This window comes from Neobacillus sp. GCM10023253 (assembly GCF_042653105.1).
Lineage (GTDB): Bacteria > Bacillota > Bacilli > Bacillales > Cytobacillaceae > Neobacillus > Neobacillus citreus.
The window spans coordinates 91,203-108,883 of sequence record NZ_JBHSHV010000029.1 but is presented as its reverse complement, the minus strand read 5'-3'; the positions used below and the strand labels follow the sequence as shown (position 1 = coordinate 108,883).

Genomic DNA, 17,681 nt, shown 5'->3' with positions numbered 1-17,681 from the left:
GGACTCCCACCTAAAAACTAGTATATTCATATCATAAACCAGACTGTCTTTCATTGGAATAGTTACCTTTAGGTGGAATTTTCCAATAAATGAATAATCTCCATATGCATTAGCCAGCCAATTTGATGCCTTGAGGAATCTGGATGATAAAGCGGCTTCCTTTTCCCAGTTCACTGTCGATTTTTATGGTCCCGCAGTGGGTTTCCACAATCCATTTGGCAATCGAGAGCCCCAAGCCATGCCCTTCTGTTTGCCGAGTCCTCGATTTATCAGCCCGGTAAAAGCGCTCAAAAATATGAGGGATATCTTCCTTTTTGATTCCTATCCCCGTGTCCTCGACGATCATTCGCAGCCCCTGCCCTTCCTTTTCAAGACGGAGATGGACTTCCCCGCCGTTTGGGGTGTATTTAATGGCGTTGTCTAATAGTATATATAAAAGCTGTGAAAGTCTGTGCGGGTCGCCGATGCTTTTCAAGGTTTCCGGCGCATTCAGCGTAAGAATGATTTGCTTGGAAGCTGCAAGGGCCCCAGCAGATTCGATGGCTTTATCAGCAAGCGGCCGGAAATCAAATTGCTCTGCCCGCAATTCAATCGCATTCGAGTCCGAACGGGCCAAGGTTAACAGGTCACCTACCAAATGATTCATCCGCTTGACTTCCTGCCTCATGTTCGTAAGGATCCTATCCAGAAAAGACTCCCTCTGTGGTTCCATGGTCATTTCCATGGCATCAATCGAAGACAGCAGGACGCTTAAAGGAGTCCGCAGCTCGTGGGAGGCATCCGCGGTAAACTCCTGCTGCCTTGTAAAGGCTCTGCTGATAGGCACCATGGCTTTTTTTGACATATTTGCGCTTATCAAGAGGGCTACTCCTATAAAAACAAACCCTAAGACAGCAAATACAATCAGCAGCATGTAGAACATCTGATAGGCAAATGAAATATCTTTTCCTATATAAAGCTGGCCCACAAGCTGGCCTTTCACATAAATAGGCTGGCTTGCAGTCAGAAGACGGACATCCTGGGGCTCCTGCGAAGGGCGGAATTCACCAGGTTTTCCCCTTCCCCGGGGATTGCCTTCCACATGCAGTTTTACATGACGAATCTCGGCCATCTTTTGAAACTTACCGCTCACCATCCGAAGCAGGTTGGGATGAAGCCGGTAATCCGCTTCATTTCCCATGATGAGGTCTCCTTTTGAGTCAACCACATAATAAAAGGATTGCCCGGCACCAGCAAATACGATTTCTTGATTTTGAATTCCCTGTAGACTGCTTTTTCCATTCTCCCATAAATAATTTTCTATATACGCAGCTTCCTGCTTCACCAATGTTTGCAGATCTCGTTCCTGCGTTTTTAAAATGACCAGATAAAGAACGGAAAACACAATGACAATAAAGATGGCAAGAAATAGAATCAACAGCCCGCTAAAAATCCGTGCCAATTGCCCTTGTGTTTTTTTAAAAACATTCTTCTCGTTTCGGTTGGTGATAAGGCGGATAAATGAAAGGAAATTAGTGTACAATCTTATAACCTACCCCTCTTACACTTTGCAGCAGCTCCTGTTTGCCAATTGGGTCAAGCTTCTTACGGATTAATTTCACGGTGGCATCAATTGTTTTTGGCGCGACATCTGCATCATAGCCCCAAATCCGTTCCAGTATGACCTCGCGCGGCAGGACCCGTCCCTTGTTTTGCACCAATAAGTCCAAGAGCTGAAATTCACGGGGGCTGAGCTGAATTTCGCCGCCTTGGGAGCGGACGGTATGACTGTTTCGGTTCAGGACCAAATCTAGAATCCGAGTTTCCTCTTCCAGTATTGGCGCATAGTTACGACGAGAAAGGGCCCGCAGCCTGGCTAAAAGCTCATCGATTTCAAACGGCTTCACCAAATAATCATCGGCGCCTGAATCCAAGCCTTCAATCCGATCCTGAACGGAATCTTTTGCCGTTAACATCAAAATGGCGCCCGGATAGCCTTGTTTCCGAAGACGGCGGCAAACCTCGACTCCGTCGCCGTTCGGCATCATCCAATCCAGTATTAACACATCATAGTGGGTTGCGGTTGCATAATAAAACGCATCCTCCCCTTCCTGGACCCACTCGACTTTGGCACTGGCCTTCTTTTCTAACATATAGACAACTAGTTCTCCTAGATTAAAATCATCCTCGGCTAATAAAATTTTCATTGGTAATAAGAGCCCCTTTCGAGTTTGATAGGAAGCAAATTTCTACAGCCTGAATCTACTATCGGAACCTTAACTTTTACTTAAAATTAAGCAAGGAGTATTTAGCATTGCGACATAAAAAAGAAGCACCCGGACTGCCTAAATCCGAAGGTGCTTCTTTCCTGCCTGTACTATACAAGCAGTTCTTTTTCCGTTTTGAGTTTTTCGATTTCTTTATTCAGTTCATCTTCGTTAACAAAGCTATTGAACTGAGTGACGGGCGGGGCAAACTGGCTGCCGGCTTGTGCTTCTGCTTCCATTAAGAGAATCTTGTCTTCAGCGCGGGCAATTCCTCTTGCAATCGTGTCGGTTTGGAAGGATACCGTTGCTTTTTGAATTTGTTTCATAGACAGAGCTACATTCGCACGGGATGCCAGCACAATCTTCTTTTGCTGAAGATCGTGATAAAACTGTTGCAGCTCCTGAATTTTCCCTTTCAGAACTTCAGTCTGGTCTTTCATAGCTTCATATTGCTGCTCATACAGGCTTAGCTGCTTTTCTTGGGTTAGTTTTTCCTGCACGGCCAATTTCGCCATTGTTTCCTCGCCTTGCTCGATCGCAAGCTTCGCTTGGCGGGTTCTTTTTTCAACTAATGCCTTCGTGTCAAGAATTAGAGCCGCAAATTTATTTTCCGCAAAAATTTGCCGGGACAGAGCCTTTTGGGCTTTAACCAATTCTTGTTCGATTTCTCTTGAATATTCATTTAACATGGAAATTGGATCCTCAAGGCTGTCCAACAAACCATTGATATCTGCCTTCGCAATTGTTTTCATTCTTTTAAAAATACCCATTTTACTGATTCTCCTTTTTGCTAGTAAGATTTTTTTCCCATTGGTCTAAAAGACTTGCACTTTGGTTGATTAAAGGTTTATGTGAACTCATTAAAGATGTATCTATAAACTGCTGCATCGAAGAGGCTTTGCCCAGTTTTCTTAGCCATTTCACTAAGAAGAATACGACCGCTATGACGATGGCAATGAATAATAAGGCGCCAATCCAGTGAAAGCCGCCTCCGTGATGGTGGCCGTTCATAAAGTGGCCGTGTCCGAAATCACCGCGCGGATTCATTCCGCCCATGCCTTCACGTCCGCCTGGACCTCCTTGTCCCATTCCCGGTCCATGTGGTCCACGGGCCATGGCGCCAGCACCTCCAAACAGATACTGGAGGGCATTTACCACAAACACCATTGCAGCAATGATCACACCCCAGAAAACTCCTTTTTTCACTTTCGTATTCATCAATCTCTTGCCTCCTTTCGTTCTTGATGATTGAAGTGTATAAGAGTTTGGTGAAAACTTGGTGAAAGAATGGACATGCTATAAATTTTTTTCAAAGGCTCTTTTCAAAAAGATTGTTGCTAATAAGGATTCGCAAATAAAACTCGTAAAATTGCAAATAAAAAGGGTGAATTCTTTCGCAAATAAAACTCCTAAAATTGCAAATATAAGTGCTGGATTCACAAACAAACCCTGAAGACTCTTCAAAAAAAGTGCAATTTCAAAAAATATGACTCCCCCGCAAAAAACGTAAGAGCCATTTTGTTCACTGACACCATCTCTCTTTATTCCGCAAGCTTTATATAGCCTGTTCGTTCAACTAGTTCCTGTCCTTGCGGGCCATGCATCCATTCAAGGAAGGGTTGGATGTTTGGGTTAGGGTTGTCTTTAAGTGTGATAGCATAGAGTGTGGCTGTGAATGGATACTTGCCGCTTGCAATGTTTTCGGGATTTGGATCTATCTCGTTAATCGCCAACAGTTTGATGTCCGGATTTTCTTTCATTCCCGTTGCAAAAAAGCGAAATGAGAATCCGATTGCATTTTGATAGTTTCGATAGTCGGCCACTTGTTCGATAATCCCGCCCATTCCTTCGGGACCATCCTCCTTTAGAGGCTTCATAATCTTTGTATCTCCCATTATTTTTTCCAAAAGGGTTTGGCTGCCGGAGTTTTTCGGGCGCTGGAAGGCAATGATTTTCTCGGAGTCTCCTCCAATCTCGGACCAACTTTTGATTTCTCCCGAGTAGATTCCTTTAATTTCCGAAACCCTTAAGCTATCTACCTTATTTTTCGGATTCACAAAAAACACAAACGCTTCCTTGCCAATCGGGGTCATCACTAGCTCTTTTCCAGCCTGCTTCGCCATTTCCCGTTGCTCCTTAGATGGCTCAGCCCCAAAGTAAATGTCTACTTCTCCCGATAATAAGCGTTCATAGGAATAAATGGTGTTTGTAAAGCTGACAACCTCCCTGCTTTCACCCATCACTTTTTCAATATTTTCATAAGTTGCGAGGGCAAAGGCGGAATAAACCGGAAAAGCCGCTTCCGCTCCATCAAGAACAGGCATTTCCAATGGGTTCGAAATGATAAAAGTCGATTTTGTGTTAAGCTTAGGCAATTTGTTGTTAGGATTCATTACCTCATAAGGGGTTAGGTCCGTGCTTGAATAGCCACCGGCATATTTAAAGCCGTAGGATGGCAAAACAGTTTGGCTGCGATACCATTGAACAGCTGAACCAGCTCCTATTGCCAAAAGGATCACCGCTAAAATGGAAAATATCTGCTTTCTCTTGGTGAAAACAGCAGTGAATTGTACCTTTCGAGTAGCCGCTGCTATAATCACTCCAATAGTAAATGAAAGCTCGTAGGCCAGCGGCGCCCATAAAAACAGCCGTCCCTCGCCGCCAAACATAGCGACAAAATAAATCGGTGCATAGGCAATATGTAAGATGCAATAGAACAACCATGAATTCGCCCCATAAAATCCGCCGTTAATCAGCATAAAAACGGCCCACATCACTGCAGTATAGGCAAGTGGAAGCGGGATTAGGACAATATACTCTTTTAATTGGCACAATCTTAGCAGTTTCCTGCTAGCAAAAAATCCTGTCAGACTACCGCCCGCAATCAGAACAGACAGCAGGATTTCCATTAGCATTTCAAAATTCCCCATTAACGGCAGTGCTAAGAAAGAAATCACTAGTGGCACTACACCAAAATACAAGATGACGAAAAGCAGTTTTTTCCCCATTTTAAGCCCCCTTTTATAAAATAGAACTCCCAATATATTTTAGTGTAATTTTACACTTCACTACTCCGTTTAGCAATATGGTTTTTTCCTAAAATTAACATTAAAAAAGACTCCACCACTTTCGGAAGAGTCTGTTCTTCAATACTATTTTACTTATTTAACAGCTTCAGAACCGTATCCAGAACGACATTGACCCCTTTTTCACAGTCTTCCCAGGCAGTCAGTTCTTCCTCGCAATGGCTTTTTCCATTGATGCTTGGAACAAACAGCATCGCTGTTGGGACGTAGCTTGCAATAAACTGGGCATCATGCCCAGCGCCGCTGACCATTCGCTTATGGCTATACCCGAGCGTTTCCGCGGATTGTTCCAAAGAAGCGCACAGTTCGGGCGCAAACCAGACCGTGTCGCGCTCCCAAAGTTTTGTTACCTTTACCTCACAGCCTTCGTTGAGGCCTTGGTGCGGCAGCCCTTGAACAAAATCCTTAAAGCTGTTGACGATGTCCATGTCCTTATGGCGCGCTTCAAGCGTAAAGACAACTTTATTCGGAATGACGGTATGGATGCTCGGATACACGTTAACCCTGCCGATGGTGAAAACAAGATCGGAGTCCAATGCACTTAGACGTTTACGGGTCTCATTAATTAGGTTGTTTGTGGCAAATAGAGCATCCTTGCGCATGCTCATCGGAGTTGTTCCGGCATGGTCCGATTCGCCGGTTACCTCTATTTCAAAGCAAGCCATGCCAACGACGCATTCAACGACACCGATGGTGCTGGCCTCCTTTTCAAGGATAGGGCCTTGCTCGATGTGCAGTTCCAAAAAGGCTGTTGCTTCTTTGAGACGATTTTCTTCACTGCCTTCGTATCCAATTGCCATAAGGGCTTCCACAAAGGTTATACCCTCTGAATCTTTCTTTTGCAGCATGGCAGCTTTGTCAAATTTCCCGGCGAGCACACCTGAAGCCATCAGCGAAGGCTCGAATCTTGCTCCCTCTTCGTTTGTGAAGTTTACGATTGTAATCGGGTACTTGGGTTGGATTTTATGATCAACGATTGTCCGCACGACCTCCAGTCCCGTTACGACACCCAAAACACCGTCAAACCGGCCGCCTTTTTTGACCGAATCAAGATGGGAGCCAATCAGAATAGGAGGCTTATTTTCCGTTCCGGCCAGTGTCGCGTACATACACCCCATGTCGTCGACCTTCACAGCCATCCCTAGATCCTCACAGCATTTGCGGAAATAACCTCTTGCCGCACGGTCCTCTCCCGATAAAGAAAGACGGGTGACACCATTGTTTTCCGTTCGGCCAAACTGGGCAAAACGTTCCAATTCTTCTTTAAGTCTTTCTCCATTAATCAACAGCTTTTGTTTTTGCATTTAAACACTCCCCTTATAGATTGATAACATTTTTTAAAAATCTCTTGGAGAAGAAATGCTTTTGTGTTAAAAATGCCCCTTAAACATTACAGGAATATTCAGTTATTTTAATTATAGTCCAGCTAAACAATATTTCACTAGACAGTTTCAAAAATAAAAACGGATAACCGACTAGGGCTATCCGTTCATATAAATTACTCTTCGTGAAATCCGATGAATCCCATCGAAGCATTCGAATCGTTGTCATCCCACGATTGTTTTTTCTGTTTTTGCTGGATGGATTTTAAATCGGCACAGAGTCGCGCGATGTCGACCTGCTGTTCATAATGCCATTGAAGTGCAATGGAGGTGTACAGTTCGTTCAACTGGGCATAGGAAAAGTCCTTCGATGTCGCGACGACCTCCCTTATTTCTTCCTCCGATAGGATTCGGTCCAGCTTTTTCGCCATTAAATATTGATAGCGTAGCTCTTTTGTCGGCAGTTTGATTTCATAGGCGCGGTCAAACCGTCCCGAGCGGTTCATTAGTGCCGGGTCAATTTTTTCCGGATAATTCGTCGTGCCGATTAAAAAAACACCCTCTTTAGAGGTAGCTCCATCAAGTGTATTCAAGAATACCGAGCGGACTCCAGACGGCATTGAGTCAATATCCTCAATCACCAGTACCATTGGCGCTAGCTTCAAAACAGAACTGAACACTTCTTTAATCGTATAGCTCGAGGTATATTCGGTAATTTGCCAATAAGCCACCGGAGCATTGATGCTGCTGGCAATTGATTTTACTAGTGTTGTTTTGCCATTCCCTGGACTGCCATATAAAAGAATCCCCCGTTTGTACGGGATATCATACGTCTTGAAAAACTCACCGCTATCTGAGAAGAATTCGTCAATCGACCGGAAGATTTCCTTTTTCAATGGTTCTTCAAGGAAAACGTCTTCTCTTCTTACCAAACTATTAATGCTTTCGATGTCTGTCTCCACACCATCTTCGGTATCCGTATAAACGGTCACGTAGTTTTTAATATAATCCCGCTTTCTTTTTAGAACATATTGCAGGAAAGAAACCAAGCATGCGTCATTTTCGGCAAAAATAAGATCGCGGTGGAGCTCGCCATCACTTTGAAAGGTTAGCACCCTGGATAAGGCAACCCGATAGGCTGGATAGTAGTAAAGACCATTCGCAATCCGCGGCTTTATAATAAACTCCAAGGCTTTATCCGTATGGTTGGAGGAAATCGTCCGGGTCTCACCCTCCTTATAAACATAGCTTAGAAGCCGTACCTCGGGTGATTCCACCTTCAAATCTTCTTCGAGAATCTCCCAAATCTCATTGGAGGTGTCTTCATCGGAATACATGTTGAAGTCCACGCCCACTTCCTCATGAAGACGATATTGAATCGTGGAAATAATTTTTCCATAATCGTAATAGTAAGGTAATTCTGTGCGGTCCATTTCCCCTGCATTAAAAAGTACTTTATTGTTTTTCATCCGGTTCTCCTTTTTCAAAAATCTTACAATAAATATATCTCTTAAATAGGTTAATAGTCTAGTGGATTTCTTTTCCGGATTAGGTCCTTGGGAACTATCTAGATAAGCCGATGCATGACAGCATTTTTTTCCATCCAGCATTTGATTCTTGTAATATTAGTGAATATACCTTAAAATTGGTTGCATAAAAATACACATATAATCGAAGGAGTTACATCATGTTACAGACAAAAAATGTAGATTCAGAGTTAAAGGCTTGGGCCATCGAGCAGCGCCGACATTTTCATATGAATCCGGAGCTGTCCGGGCAGGAGTACAATACCTCCGCCTATGTAAAAGAAAAATTGGCGGAATTCGGCATCCCTTTGGATGACAAATTTTCAGGCCCAAGCGTAGTGGCTTTTTTTAAAGGAACGGAAGGCAACAAGACGATTGCCTTAAGGGCCGACATGGATGCACTGCCACTCCAAGAGGAAGGGGACAAGCCTTATATTTCCAAGGTTCCAGGCGTCATGCACGGCTGCGGCCACGACGGCCATACAGCGGTTTTGCTAGCAGCGGCAAAATGGATGAGCAACAATCCTGATTTGGTGAAAAATAATATCCGCTTGATTTTTCAAAGCTCAGAGGAGGCCTCGCCAAGCGGCGCCCAGAAGCTTGTGAAAGAAGGAGTGCTGGACGGGATTGACGCGATTTATGGAATCCATCTGATATCACGCATGCCTATGGGAAAGGTTGGCTTTGCCACCGGCTATGCGATGGCTTCCTGTAATGATTTTGATATTAAAATTGAAGGTAAAGGCGGACATGCCGGCTATCCACATGATACGGTCGACCCGATTTATATTGCCAGCCACTTGATTCAGGCTTTCCAATCCGTTGTCAGCAGGAATTTGCATCCATTGCATGCAGGCGTTATTTCATTTGGTGGGATGCAGGCAGGAAATTCCTACAATGTCATTCCTCACGAGGTGACGTTGAAGGGGACAATCCGGGCGTTGACCTTTGAGGCAGCCGAGCTCATGCATGAGAAAACGGCCCAGTTGACAGAGTCCATCTGCGCAAGCTTTGGGGCTAAAGGACATTATCAATTTATCGAGGGAACCCCTCCGTTGTACAATCACCCGGAGGCATGTGAATTTGCTCGCAGTGTCATCGAAAACACCTTCGGAGCAGATGCTTTCTTGCCAATAGATCCTGTATTAGGAGCCGAGGATTTCTCCTATTACCTGAAAGATAAAGTCGGGGCCTTCATCAACGTCGGGATGCAAAGTGATAAAAGCCAGTATCCGCACCACCACCCGAAATTCGATATTGACGAAGACGCTATCCCAACCGCTATCGAACTCATGATTCAACTGGCGCTGCAAGCGTAGATTAGAGAGGTTTAATAAGGAATAAAAGAAGCCGAACCCCAACCATAACATTTGGGGCTCGGCTTTTTATATTAGGTGTCCACCCTAGGCGGACAAATGCCCACGAGCGTTGCCTGACACCTGTGCTTATGCTTCAACGATATCCGGCTGTTTGTAGGTGTCAGCATCGAATTCACCTGTTGCTTTGCTAGTGAGAACGCCAGCTGTCATGGCGCCGCTGACGTTTAGGGCGGTACGGCCCATATCAATGAGCGGCTCAACGGAGATGAGCAGTCCGACGATGGCGATTGGCAGGTTCATCACGGATAGCACGATGAGAGCTGCGAAGGTCGCACCGCCGCCAACACCGGCAACACCGAAAGAACTAATTGCGACGACAAGAATAAGGGTCAGAATAAAGCTTAGACTCGTCGGATCGACCCCGGCAGCCGGTGCAACCATGACCGCTAGCATTGCTGGATAAATCCCGGCACAGCCATTTTGCCCAATGGTCAGTCCGAAGGAGCCGGCAAAGTTTGCAATCCCTTCTGATACACCCAAATCCTTCGACTGGGTTTTAATCGTCATCGGCAGCGTTCCCGCACTCGTTCGTGAAGTGAACGCAAAGGTTAACGTTGGCAATGCTTTTTTCACATAGTTATATGGGCTTAATTTCGCCGCCATTAAAAGCAATAGATGCACAATAAACATAATGATGAGTGCTACATAGGATGCGATCACAAACGTCCCCAATTTCACAATCGCGTCGTAATCGCTTGTTGCAGCCACCCTCGTGATAATCGCAAGAATCCCATATGGTGTCAGCCGGAGAACCAGGGTGACCACTCTCATAACGATCGAATAGACGGTATCAATGATTTTTGCAAAGAATTCCGCATGATCCGGTTCTTTTCGTTTTACCCCGAGATAGGCAATCCCGATAAAGGCGGCAAAGATGACCACCGCGATTGTTGAGGTTGCTCGGGCGCCTGTAAGGTCTTGAAACGGATTACTTGGGATGAAATCAACGATTTGCTGCGGCAATGTCATATTTTCCACGGTCGGAACCCGTTCCTCCAATTGTGCGATACGGGCCTTCTCTGCATCGCCTTGGGTCAACTGAGCGCCGTCTAAATTAAATCCTAGGGCAGAGCCAATTCCGATGGCTGCCGCAATCGCCGTCGTCCCCAGCAGGATACCAATGACAAGGACACTGATTTTGCCAATGTTTTTGGATAGTTTCAGTTTCGTAAATGCCCCGACAATCGAGACAAAGATCAACGGCATAACTACCATTTGCAGTAGTTTGACATAACCGTTTCCGGCAATATTAAACCATTCAATGGAACGGGCCAGCACTTCAGATGTCGTACCGTAGATGGCATGAAGAATAATTCCAAAAATAATACCTAAGCCAAGCGCCGTGAAAACACGCTTCGAAAACGAGACATGCTTCCTTTGCATTTGGAACAACCCGAACATGAGCAACAACAGAACAACAATGTTTACAATGATCAGAATGGTATTCATGTTAGTCCTCCCTTATAAAGTTGTTGGGAAACGCTACTCACACATTCCAATGCGCCAAGTCGGAATTCCGTTTTACATCATCAAACGTTTGATATTACATAAATATGTCTAGAAGAATATTAAAATTCCATTACAGAAACGGTGTAATGGAATAAATTTTTGAAGAAAAAAACTGACCTGCCGCGAAGCAAGTCAGTTAAATAGAATGTTCTTAAAGTGGATTTATATCGTTACTCGTTGCGCTGAGTTTCTCCAACTTCTTATTTCTAAAGTAATAGAACAAATAGCAAATTAATAAGAAGCCTAGTCCAATCAGGAGCCCGGTCAGCTGGGTTGGGTCAAAGGCCAGGAATATTAATATGGATACACAGAAGATGATGCAAACGAGCGGAACTAGTGGATAGTAGCGAACCTTAAATTGCAGGTCTTCCAATTTTCCGCCTGCTTGCAAGAATTTGCGCCGGAACATGAACTGGGACAAAGCGATCCCAATCCACGAGATGGTCACAGAAATACCGGCAATGGACATGAGCAGCACAAACACTGTATCTGCCGCCAACACGCTTGTAAGCAGCGACAATAATGAGAAAATCATCGTAAACACAAGGGCTGCGAACGGCACTTTCCGTTTTGATAATTTTCCGAAATACTTAGGCGCCATATCGTCATGGGCCATCGCCCAAAGCAATCGGGTGGAAGCATAAATACAGGAGTTCCCCACCGAAAGAATTGCAGTTAAAATAACAAAGTTCATAATATCAGGAGCAAATGGGATTCCCGCCATATCCATCAGCGTAACGAACGGGCTTTCCAGCAGGCCAAGTTCCTTTGTTGGAAAAATAGCCGATAAGATAATAATAGAAGCGATATAAAAGATGATAATTCTAAAAAGGACATTTCGAATGGCACGAGGTATATTCTTTTGAGGTTCTTCACTTTCGCCGGCGGCAATGCCGATTAATTCTGAGCCTTGGTAGGAAAAAATAACATTCATCATGGTGACAAAAATAATTGTCAGCCCTGCTGGAAACAGCCCTTTGGGAGCGAGGTTTTCCATAAATGGTGCTGGTCTGTCTTCAAGCGGAATAATGCCAAAAATCGCCGCTGCCCCAATAATGATAAAGAAAATAACGGCTACAACCTTAATACCTGCAAACCAATATTCGGCCTCTGCAAAGCCCCTTGTGGTCAGCGCATTTAGGACAAATAACAAGGCGATGAAAATGGCACACCAAATCCACACTGAAACACCCGGAAACCACCGCTGCATCAGGATACCCGCAGCCGTAAATTCCACACCCGCAGTGGTAGCGGAACCAATGAAATACATCCATCCTAACGAGAAACCGGCTGCTGGATTAATAAATTTGCTGGCGTATGTTTGAAAAGAACCTGTAACCGGCATATAGACCGCAAGCTCTCCCAGGCACACCATTACTAAATATAAAATAAGGCCGCCAAATAAATACCCTATTAACGCCCCGCCTGCTCCTGCCTGGTTAATCGTGTAGCCCGCATTTAAAAATAACCCGGTGCCAATGACACCACCTAGCGAAAGCATAAACAAATGACGCCGTTTCATTGACCTGCTTAACTGGTTCTTTTGACCTTCTTGTTCCATCTTTACCCACCCCTTTTTTAGCGGTGTCCAACCCCACGTGGACAAAACACCCATTTGTCCACGCGCGGTGCCTGACACCAATTCCAATAACATTCATTAATTTCTAGCAGCGAACCTTTTTCTCCACCAGCATTTTGACCATGCCTTCGACGAGGGCTGGCACTTCTTCGAAGGCGTTTTTGATGTGAAGGCGTTCGGTTCGTTTGTGGGCATCTTTGCCGAATGGTCCGACGTTTAGAACCGGTGCATGGAGCTGGGTCATTTCATCGAATGGGATGCTGTAGCTTGTTCCCCAAGCAGGTGTATTTTCTTTATAGACGGTCCAGCCTTCGCCGGCATCCTGGTAATTGACATAGCTTAAATCGCTGATTCCATTAAAATAGTGGACTTGATTGACAGGAAGCCCAAACTTTTCAAAACCGTGTTCCTTCACGTAGGCAATGCACTTTTTCACCAATTCATTTTCCGACGAGTTTACAGCAGGATAATAAGGCGGTGCATACAAGAGGACAATCGCTGGTGCAAGCTCCTGACACTCAATGATTAAGGCATCCGCAATACGGAAAGATTTTTCACGGTCATCCCACTCCTCCCTTTTATGAACGGAGGCTTTGATCCCCGCAACAAAATCTGCACCAAATTTTCGAAGCGCATGCTTTTCCAGTTCATCATAGCGCAGCACTCGTACCTGCCCTACCGGAGTAACTGACTGCGCTTTGCAAATCTCATAATAGGCCTGGTTGCAGGATTTAGCTGCATCTAATGCGACCTTTTCAAACATATTCATAATTTCTTCCGCATTCCGCTGCATTAAAAATACGTTATATAAAGCGGCTGAACGGTATGGTGTTTGAACAGAGTACTCCAGCCGTAAATCTTTTTGCTGCAGTGTCACCGGAAGGGGCGTTCTTTCTCCCATCACCGTTTCCTGCAAGCTTAAATTCCACTCCATCCTCTGTGTTAAAAATGAAGCAATATACGGTCCGGTAATGCCGCTAAGCGGTTCCCCTACATGGGTCTCTTTTCCGTAAAAAAGGGCAGACGGCATAATCTTGCCGATTGAACCTGAGTACACATAAAAGTTTCGGTCGCCCGGCTCCTGGGTAAAGACCGGCTCACCGTTTAGGAAAAGCTTAAAGGTTAGCTGATGCTTTTCCTTTAATTCCAATAATTTCGGAACCGCTGCCCGCATTCCCGAAGAATTCACTTCTTCATCCGGAACCGTCAGGAGCAAAAGATTAATCGGCCATTGCTCGACCGAAGCTTTTTCAATCAGCCCCATATGCATGGCCAGACCCATTTTCATATCCATCGTGCCCCTGCCAAATAGGTACTCTCCTGATAAAAGATCTTCCCGGGCCTCTGCCGGCAATTCATCGATTCGAGAATGGAGAAGCTTCGTTAATTCCTCTGGCCGGTATGCATACTCCTGAAGGTCTCCGTATTCTTCGGTATTCACCGTATCAAAATGACTAATCAATACAACCGTTTCCGTGGCACTCGGATGTTTATATAAAGCGGTTACAAAACGGCGGCCCAGATCGGCATCATGAAGACCCAAGTGTTCTGGATTTTCTTGAAAATATGTCAAACCTTTAAGCTTCGCCGCCACCTTGGAAGGAAACTCACGCTCTCCCTCCGTCAGCGTCATACTTTTCCAGCTTACTACTTCGCATAATAGCTCCCTCAGAGCCTTCGGTGTTCCCCACTTAAGCTGTGTCATTGCTTCCAAACTCCTTCACACACAATTTTTAAAATCTTAGTGACAAGCAGCTCAAACCGCCGTCTAATTTCTTGAATTCCGAAGTATCCAGCTCAATCGTCTGATAGCCGGCTTCCTCAATACTTTGTTTAGTTTGCGGATAGCCTGACGGGATTATAACGTAGTCGTTTATGCGAATACAGTTCGCTGCATACTCCTCTTCCGGAGGCACAATAATTTTTTTGTAAGAATTGAAATCAGGGTGATCGACAAATTCACCAGCCACCACAATGGTTTGATTTCCCAAATAAGCAATTCCGGTTTTTAAATGGAAAAACTTCTGAAGCGGTACAATGGTAGCTTTATAGTTTTCAGATTCTAAGATTAGTTTCAGCTGCTTGGCGCCTTCCTGGTTTGTCCGGGCGGAAATGCCGATATAAAAATGGTCTTCAGCTTGTAAAATATCGCCGCCATCGAGTGTACCTGGCGCTTTAATATAGTAAATTTTATCGTAGAAGGATTTGATGGCCGGCTCCATGTCATGGATCTCTCCGTTTCTTGCCTCAGCGCCCGGATTGGAAATAACCGCAAATTCCGGGGTTAAAACAGCTGTATCTTCCACAAAGGTGGAGTCCGGAAACTGGTCATTGCTTGGCAGGACAGTTACTTCAGTGCCGCACTTTTTAAGTGCTTCAATATAAGCATCGTGCTGCTCAAATGCTTTTTCCAAAATCGGTTTGCCAAGGTCTGAGGTAGTTAAGCCATTAACGTAAGTCGTTCCAGGTCTTTTGACAATTGTATGATGGAACAATTTTGTTCCTTCTGTTGATTTCAACGCAGATTCTTTTAACATTTTTTCATCCTCCAATTTCTTATTCTCGTTCCACTGGGCATGTCAGGCAGGTCGGGCCGCCAGTCCCTAAATAAGAGATTTCGTTTCCGTCATATTCATAGACAGTTGCTCCGGCATTGATTAATTGCTGTTTTGTGAAGGGGTTTCCAGAAACCATCATACAAACCCGAGGTGCCAGCGCGAGCACGTTGCAGCCAAGTCTTAGGTACTCATCTTCGGGCACCTCAACCAGCCGGAAGCCCCGTTTAATCAGCATTTGTCTGAGAAACACAGGCATCAATCTTGAATAGACTACTGCCAAATCTTTGTCCACGATACTGATTATGGACATTAGGTGCAGACACTCGTTCTCCCCTTGGTCATGCGGGAGCTGCACCACGATTACCTCTTCGACTTGATCTGCGACCATCTCTTTAATTTGCCGGATGGCTTCATCATTTGTCCGGTAGCCACGTCCGATTAACAGTGTGCGGTCATCAAGCCAGACAAGGTCTCCCCCGTCGGCAACTGCCTCGCCCGTCAATTCTCCTACTATCGGAATCTCTTTTTCTTGTAAAAAGTCTTTGTAAACCTCTGCCTCCGGCTGCCGCAATGTTTTTCCTGATTTCAAAATGATGGCGCCCTTTGGAGTAAATTTAACGGGATCATGGGCATAGAGTGAATCCAATCCAACCCGTTCCGAGACAGGCAAAAACTCAATATTTCCCACATGCTCCTTAATGATGGCAATAAACTGCTCATATTCATGCTGAGCCTTTAGAAAATCCGGTTCATTAATATAGTTGAATCTTTTCCATTCCCTACCTAAATGTTCTTGACTGATAAAAGCGTCTTTCGGATGTTTGACGATGACTCTGTTGAGCTTCTTGTACATGGACGTCAGCAAAAAATCCCCTCCGTTTTCCGCATAGTGGAATGCGTTTCCTGTGACAGGAAAACTTATAATATGATATTATAATCTTAGAAATTACATGTCAATATTTTTTGAATTTACAGAACATATACAATACCTTTCAGTAGTTTAATAAAGGCAGGGAATAGCTATATGCAAACAATCGATCGAGCAATGCAGGTTATTAAGGTTCTTGCAGGAAGTGATACAAAAAGATGGTTCGCCATTTCTGAATTATCGAAGGAATGTGGACTGCCTGTCAGTACACTTCACCGGCTTTTGCAATCCATGAAGCAGCACGGTCTTATTCAACAGGATTCCGATTCAAAATTCTATTCAATGGGGAATGCCTGGCTGGAGTACGGCCTGCAAATGTACGATACCTTTGATTTTGTGGGACTCATCCGTCCAGAAATGGAAAAGTTAATGAAAATCGTGGAAGAGAGCGTTTATTTTAGTAAACCAAACGGATTAGAGTCTATGATTGTAGAAAGGATTGACTGCCCGAATAATCCTATCCGTATTTATGACCAGCTTGGAATCCGGATCCCTTTGAACATCGGGGCAGCCAATAAAGTAATGCTCGCCCATATGCCCCAAAAGGAAGCCATCAGCAACGTTTATTCGTTAGTAACTGAGGATGAACGAGAGGCATTTTTGAAACTATTGCGGGAGATTAGGAAACAGGGCTATGGGGAGAGCCATGGGGAGAGGACACCGGGCACATCATCCGTGGCCGCCCCGATTTTCAACCACCAAAATGAGCTGATTGGGGCCATCAGCATTGGCTACGTCGATCTCAACGTAACGGAGGAACGAAAAAGCCTTTTAATTAAAAAAGTAATTGAATACGGGCTGCGCATTTCCGAAAAATTAGGTGCAAAATAAAAAAGCGGTGTCAGGCACCGAAAAAAGACAATGTCCACCCTAGGTGGACATTTGTTTTTAGTATTGTTGTTTGTTTGGTTTGTTGACCCAAGCAGTGAAGGGCTGATAAGTGTTGTTTGTGAGAAGCCGTATAAAAGGAATGGTGCGTTTTTCAGGAGGCACTTCAAGCTGTTCGTAAATAAATTGGTCGTCGAACCCGATTTTCGCGGCATCTTCATGTGTACAGGAATAATACACCTTCTCTAATCTGGACCAATAGATGGCGCCGAAACACATGGGGCAGGGCTCACAGCTTGTATATAGTTCACAGCCGGTTAATTGGAAACTATTTAAAACCTTGCAGGCTGCCCTAATCGCCTGCATCTCAGCATGGGCAGTCGGGTCAGTCTTCACGGTTACCTGATTACGGCCAACACTTATAATCTGGCCATTCTTCACGATAACCGCCCCAAACGGACCGCCGCCAAAACGGAGTACATTATCAAGCGCTACATCAACGGCCATTTTCATAAACCTCTCGTCCCTCATAAATTCCCCCCAACACTAAGACATTATCTCTTCCCTTCAATTTATTATCCTTCCTATGAAAAAAGAATGATGACTTATTTTCCCACTTAAAATTGAGGCAGGATATTTTTTTAAAAAATGTAGGTTATATAATAGAAATTTTGTAAAATATGATTATCCACTCGCTTGGCCAATTATCATTCTTTTTTA

General features: G+C 44.6%; 15 protein-coding genes. 2 read left to right on the top strand and 13 right to left on the bottom strand.

The features are described from left to right. Positions 1 to 109: 109 nt before the first annotated feature. The 7 genes from ACFPA1_RS27785 to ACFPA1_RS27755 all read right to left on the bottom strand — a co-directional run bounded on the left by ACFPA1_RS27785 (position 110) and on the right by ACFPA1_RS27755 (position 8,123). Positions 110 to 1,522 carry a sensor histidine kinase gene (locus ACFPA1_RS27785; protein WP_378588110.1) on the bottom strand — a complete coding sequence of 471 codons (1,413 nt, stop codon included), beginning with the start codon at positions 1,520 to 1,522 and terminating at the stop codon, positions 110 to 112. Beyond that, positions 1,512 to 2,186, bottom strand: a complete 675-nt coding sequence (locus ACFPA1_RS27780) for a response regulator transcription factor (protein WP_378588107.1) — start codon at positions 2,184 to 2,186, stop codon at positions 1,512 to 1,514. The genes ACFPA1_RS27785 and ACFPA1_RS27780 overlap by 11 nt, the downstream gene beginning before the upstream one ends. A gap of 170 nt (positions 2,187 to 2,356) precedes the next feature. Next, positions 2,357 to 3,016, bottom strand: a complete 660-nt coding sequence (locus ACFPA1_RS27775; RefSeq protein ID WP_378588104.1) for a PspA/IM30 family protein — start codon at positions 3,014 to 3,016, stop codon at positions 2,357 to 2,359. 1 nt (position 3,017) lies between these two features. Next, positions 3,018 to 3,467 (bottom strand): hypothetical protein, encoded by a 450-nt coding sequence (locus ACFPA1_RS27770; protein WP_378588101.1) that lies wholly within the window; start codon positions 3,465 to 3,467, stop codon positions 3,018 to 3,020. Between the two features lie 320 nt (positions 3,468 to 3,787). Next, entirely contained in the window at positions 3,788 to 5,254 is a 1,467-nt protein-coding gene (locus ACFPA1_RS27765; RefSeq protein ID WP_213147667.1) for a PstS family phosphate ABC transporter substrate-binding protein, read from the bottom strand. 149 nt (positions 5,255 to 5,403) lie between these two features. After that, on the bottom strand, positions 5,404 to 6,636 hold the full coding sequence (locus ACFPA1_RS27760) for a Zn-dependent hydrolase (RefSeq protein ID WP_378588097.1): 1,233 nt from the start codon (positions 6,634 to 6,636) through the stop codon (positions 5,404 to 5,406). Between the two features lie 194 nt (positions 6,637 to 6,830). Continuing rightward, a complete protein-coding gene (locus tag ACFPA1_RS27755; protein ID WP_213147669.1) occupies positions 6,831 to 8,123 on the bottom strand; it encodes an ATP-binding protein in 1,293 nt (430 codons plus the stop codon). Positions 8,124 to 8,341: 218 nt separating this feature from the next. Here ACFPA1_RS27755 and ACFPA1_RS27750 point away from each other — a divergent pair, with 218 nt between their 5' ends. Next, the gene (locus tag ACFPA1_RS27750) at positions 8,342 to 9,499 is read left to right on the top strand and encodes a M20 metallopeptidase family protein (RefSeq protein WP_213147670.1); all 1,158 of its coding nucleotides are present in this window, start codon (positions 8,342 to 8,344) and stop codon (positions 9,497 to 9,499) included. A gap of 126 nt (positions 9,500 to 9,625) precedes the next feature. On the opposite strand, the gene ACFPA1_RS27745 is transcribed toward ACFPA1_RS27750, so the two are convergent. The 5 genes from ACFPA1_RS27745 to ACFPA1_RS27725 form a co-directional block, all read right to left on the bottom strand. Next, on the bottom strand, positions 9,626 to 11,008 hold the full coding sequence (locus ACFPA1_RS27745) for an L-cystine transporter (protein WP_213147671.1): 1,383 nt from the start codon (positions 11,006 to 11,008) through the stop codon (positions 9,626 to 9,628). A gap of 211 nt (positions 11,009 to 11,219) precedes the next feature. Next, the gene (locus tag ACFPA1_RS27740) at positions 11,220 to 12,629 is read right to left on the bottom strand and encodes an amino acid permease (RefSeq protein WP_213147672.1); all 1,410 of its coding nucleotides are present in this window, start codon (positions 12,627 to 12,629) and stop codon (positions 11,220 to 11,222) included. Between the two features lie 103 nt (positions 12,630 to 12,732). Next, positions 12,733 to 14,352 (bottom strand): M20/M25/M40 family metallo-hydrolase, encoded by a 1,620-nt coding sequence (locus tag ACFPA1_RS27735; protein WP_378588091.1) that lies wholly within the window; start codon positions 14,350 to 14,352, stop codon positions 12,733 to 12,735. A gap of 28 nt (positions 14,353 to 14,380) precedes the next feature. Beyond that, on the bottom strand, positions 14,381 to 15,184 hold the full coding sequence (locus ACFPA1_RS27730) for a dimethylarginine dimethylaminohydrolase family protein (protein WP_378588088.1): 804 nt from the start codon (positions 15,182 to 15,184) through the stop codon (positions 14,381 to 14,383). A gap of 19 nt (positions 15,185 to 15,203) precedes the next feature. Further along, positions 15,204 to 16,058: a dimethylarginine dimethylaminohydrolase family protein gene (locus ACFPA1_RS27725; RefSeq protein WP_378588448.1), complete on the bottom strand. Its 855-nt coding sequence runs from the start codon at positions 16,056 to 16,058 to the stop codon at positions 15,204 to 15,206. A gap of 171 nt (positions 16,059 to 16,229) precedes the next feature. Between ACFPA1_RS27725 and ACFPA1_RS27720 the strand changes: the two genes are divergently transcribed. Continuing rightward, a complete protein-coding gene (locus ACFPA1_RS27720; RefSeq protein ID WP_378588085.1) occupies positions 16,230 to 16,964 on the top strand; it encodes an IclR family transcriptional regulator in 735 nt (244 codons plus the stop codon). Between the two features lie 57 nt (positions 16,965 to 17,021). Here ACFPA1_RS27720 and ACFPA1_RS27715 read toward each other — a convergent pair whose 3' ends face one another. Continuing rightward, positions 17,022 to 17,492 carry a nucleoside deaminase gene (locus tag ACFPA1_RS27715; protein ID WP_378588082.1) on the bottom strand — a complete coding sequence of 157 codons (471 nt, stop codon included), beginning with the start codon at positions 17,490 to 17,492 and terminating at the stop codon, positions 17,022 to 17,024. Between the last annotated feature and the right edge of the window lie 189 nt (positions 17,493 to 17,681).